Genomic DNA, 3,132 nt, shown 5'->3' with positions numbered 1-3,132 from the left:
CAGATGTTCGGCGGCAACGGCATGACCCGCGAATACCCGGTGGAGAAGATCTTCCGTGATGCCCGCGCCTCAATGATCGAGGACGGCTGCAACCAGATCCTGGCGATCAAGGGCGGCTACAGCCTCACCAACCCGGAGTGGCTGTGATGAGCACCAACGAACTGGATCAGCAACTGATCCGCAACGCGCGGCAGAACGCCTACGTCATCGGCGTCGGCATGACCCGCTTCGGCAAGCACCTAGGACGCAGCCTCAATAGCCTGGCGCGCGAGGCGATCAAACAGGCGCTTGACGACGCCGGCATCGAGGCCCGTCAGCTCGAAGCGGCCTGGATGGGCACCGGCGCCGCACCGGTCATCACCGGGCAGGTGTGCATCGCCGGGCAGGCGGTGCTGCGCGGTTTGGGCGTCGGACACATTCCGGTGGTCAACGTGGAGAACGCCTGCGCTACGGGCTCCACCGCCTTCCAGCAGGCTTGCACCATGGTCACCCACGGTCTGTACGACGTGGTCATCGCCGCAGGTTATGAAAAGCTCTACCACGAGGACAAGGCGCGCACCTTCTCGGTGTTTGACGGCTGTGTCGACGTGGACGAGCAGGACGCGGTGCTGGGCTTCCTGCGGGAAGGTCTACAACGCACCGGCGCCCAGGTCGACCTGAGCCAGGCCGGCAAGGATCGCTCGCTGTTCATGGACATCTACGCCACCTGGGCGCGCGACTACCTGGCCATGGCCGGCGGCGAGCCGCGTCACCTGGCCATGGTCACGGCGAAGAACTCCCGGCATGGCGCGCTCAACCCGCGCGCCCAGTTCCAGGATGTGCTGACGGTGGAGCAGATCCTCGCCGCCCGCAGGATCGCGGACCCGCTGACCCTGCCGATGTGCTCGCCCATTGGTGATGGCGCGGCGGCGGCGGTGATCGTCTCCGAGGCGGCGTTGAAGCGCCTGGGGGCGCGGCAACCCATCCGGGTCGCCGCATCGATGATCGTCAGCGGCTACGACTACGTCGATGACGACATGCCGGAAGTGACCCGTTGGGCCTCCGGGTTGGCCTATCAGGCGGCCGGTGTCGGCCCGCAGGATCTTAGTCTGGTGGAGCTGCACGACGCCACCTCCGCATCCGAGCTTATGTACTACGAGAGCCTGGGGCTCTGTGGCCGGGGCGAGGGCGTGGCTCTGCTGGAGTCCGGCGCGACCGAGTTAGGCGGGCGCATTCCGGTGAGCGTGTCGGGCGGCCTCAACCGCAAGGGGCACCCCATCGGCGCGACGGGCCTGGGCCAGGTCTTCGAACTGGTCGAGCAGTTGCGTGGCAATTGCGGTGCGCGCCAGGTCGAGGAGGCCCGCGTCGGGCTGGCTGAAAACGGCGGTGGATTCATCGGCGCGGATGCCGCGGTGATGAGCATGACCGTATTGACCCGCTAGGAGAACCCCATGCAGAACAATGCTTCATTGATCCTGGCGAACGTGATACGCCGCAAGGTTGAGGAAACCCCCGATCTGGACGTGCTGACCTTCGTCCATGTCGATACTGATCAACAATTGCGTGACTGTACCCGCAGTTACCGCCAGCTCTGGGAAAACGGCCAGCGCATCGCCGCCGGCCTGGACGACGAGGGCATGGCCCAGGGCGAAGCGTTCGCCCTGATCATGTTCAACCACCCCGAGTTCGTGGAGACCATGGTGGGTTCGTCCATCGCCAACACGGTGTTCGTCCCCATCGATGCCCGTGCGCGTGGCGACAAGCTGCAGTACCTGCTGTCCTTCTCCGGCTGTCGCGGTGCCATAGTCGCCGACCATGCGCTGACCACGGTTCTCGAGCTGGTGGATGACCTGCCGCAATTGCAGTGGCTCTGGGTGCTGAACACCGGCGGCGCGTCCGTCGAGTTGCGTGCTCATCCGAAGGTGCGCGTACGTGCGCTGCAGGATGTGCTGGAGGATTGCGTTCCGGACCTCGCTGTTCGGGCAACGGATCTGCAACAACCGATGCAGTTGCTGTTCACCTCCGGCACTACCGGGAACCCCAAGGCCATCGTGGCACCTTACGCGCGCTTCGCGGCCATCGCTGGGCTCGGTGAGCAGGTAGGGCTGCGCCCGGGCGACCGGCCCTACACCGGGCTGAGCCTGACCCATGCCAACGCCCAGTGCATCACCCTGGGCAACGCGCTATTCATGGGACTTCGCGTGGTCATCAGCCGGCAGTTCACCAAGTCACGCCTGTGGGAAATCCTGCGCCGCTACCAGTGCACCGTGTTCAACCTGCTGGGCGGCATGACCACCGCGGTGTATTCGGAGCCGCCGCGCCCGGACGATGCCGACAACCCGGTGCGCTACGTCTTCAGCGCCGGCATGCCGGCCAGCATCTGGCAGGACTTCGCGGCGCGCTTCAACGTCGAGGTTTTCGAATTCTACGGTACGGCGGAAGGGGGCCTGACCCTCAATTCTCCTGGCGCTGGTCCCTTGGGCTCGATCGGCAAGTCGCCGTCGCATCTGCGCTGCGCAATCCTCGACGAAGAGGGCAACGAGGTGCCGGCGGGCCAATGCGGCGAAATCTGCTTCCGCGCCGCCTCCGGTGACGACCATCCACCGGTGGCCTACCTGAACAACCCGGCGGCCTCCGCCGCCAAGACCCGTGGCGGCTGGTTCCACTCCGGCGACATCGGCCACAAGGACGAGCAGGGCTGGGTCTACTTCGACTACCGCGATGGCGGCGGCATCCGCCGCAACGGCGAGTTTATCGACCCGGCGCAGATCGAGAAGGTGATCGCTGAAGCCGACGAGGTCGCCGACGTGTTCGTCTACGGGCTCGCCACGTCGGCCTGCGCGCCCGGCGAAAAGGAAATAGTTGCCGCCGTAATGCCGGTGCCAGGTCGTGCTCTGGATGTTGGTCAACTGCTGGCGCATTGCGCCCGCCACCTGCCGCGCAACCTGATCCCCAGCCACGTGCAGCGGGTCGATGAAATTCCCAAGACCGCTTCGGAGAAGCCCCTCGAGCGCGTGCTGCGTGAGCAGCTCGAATGCGAACTGGCGGCGCATGCGGTCTCTGCCCACAGATCACAACAACAAGCGTAAACCCGGAGAACAAGAAATGTCCGATATCAAAGTCGTGGTGTATGGCGCCAGCGGTTACACCGGT

General features: G+C 65.3%; 3 protein-coding genes. All 3 read left to right on the top strand.

Annotated features, from left to right (window positions below; translation table 11 throughout):
* Positions 1 to 3: 3 nt before the first annotated feature.
* The 3 genes from KGB28_RS01060 to KGB28_RS01050 are packed head-to-tail and all read left to right on the top strand — an operon-like array spanning position 4 to position 3,068.
* Positions 4 to 147 carry an acyl-CoA dehydrogenase family protein gene (locus tag KGB28_RS01060; RefSeq protein ID WP_223441313.1) on the top strand — a complete coding sequence of 48 codons (144 nt, stop codon included), beginning with the start codon at positions 4 to 6 and terminating at the stop codon, positions 145 to 147.
* Positions 147 to 1,421: a thiolase family protein gene (locus KGB28_RS01055; protein ID WP_223441311.1), complete on the top strand. Its 1,275-nt coding sequence runs from the start codon at positions 147 to 149 to the stop codon at positions 1,419 to 1,421. The genes KGB28_RS01060 and KGB28_RS01055 overlap by 1 nt, the downstream gene beginning before the upstream one ends.
* 9 nt (positions 1,422 to 1,430) lie before the next feature.
* Positions 1,431 to 3,068: an AMP-binding protein gene (locus tag KGB28_RS01050; RefSeq protein WP_223441309.1), complete on the top strand. Its 1,638-nt coding sequence runs from the start codon at positions 1,431 to 1,433 to the stop codon at positions 3,066 to 3,068.
* Positions 3,069 to 3,132: the final 64 nt, after the last annotated feature.

Origin of the sequence: Pseudomonas sp. BF-R-19, assembly GCF_019956445.1 — a bacterium.
Lineage (GTDB): Bacteria > Pseudomonadota > Gammaproteobacteria > Pseudomonadales > Pseudomonadaceae > Aquipseudomonas > Aquipseudomonas fluorescens_BH.
This window is presented reverse-complemented; position numbering and strand designations above follow the sequence as displayed.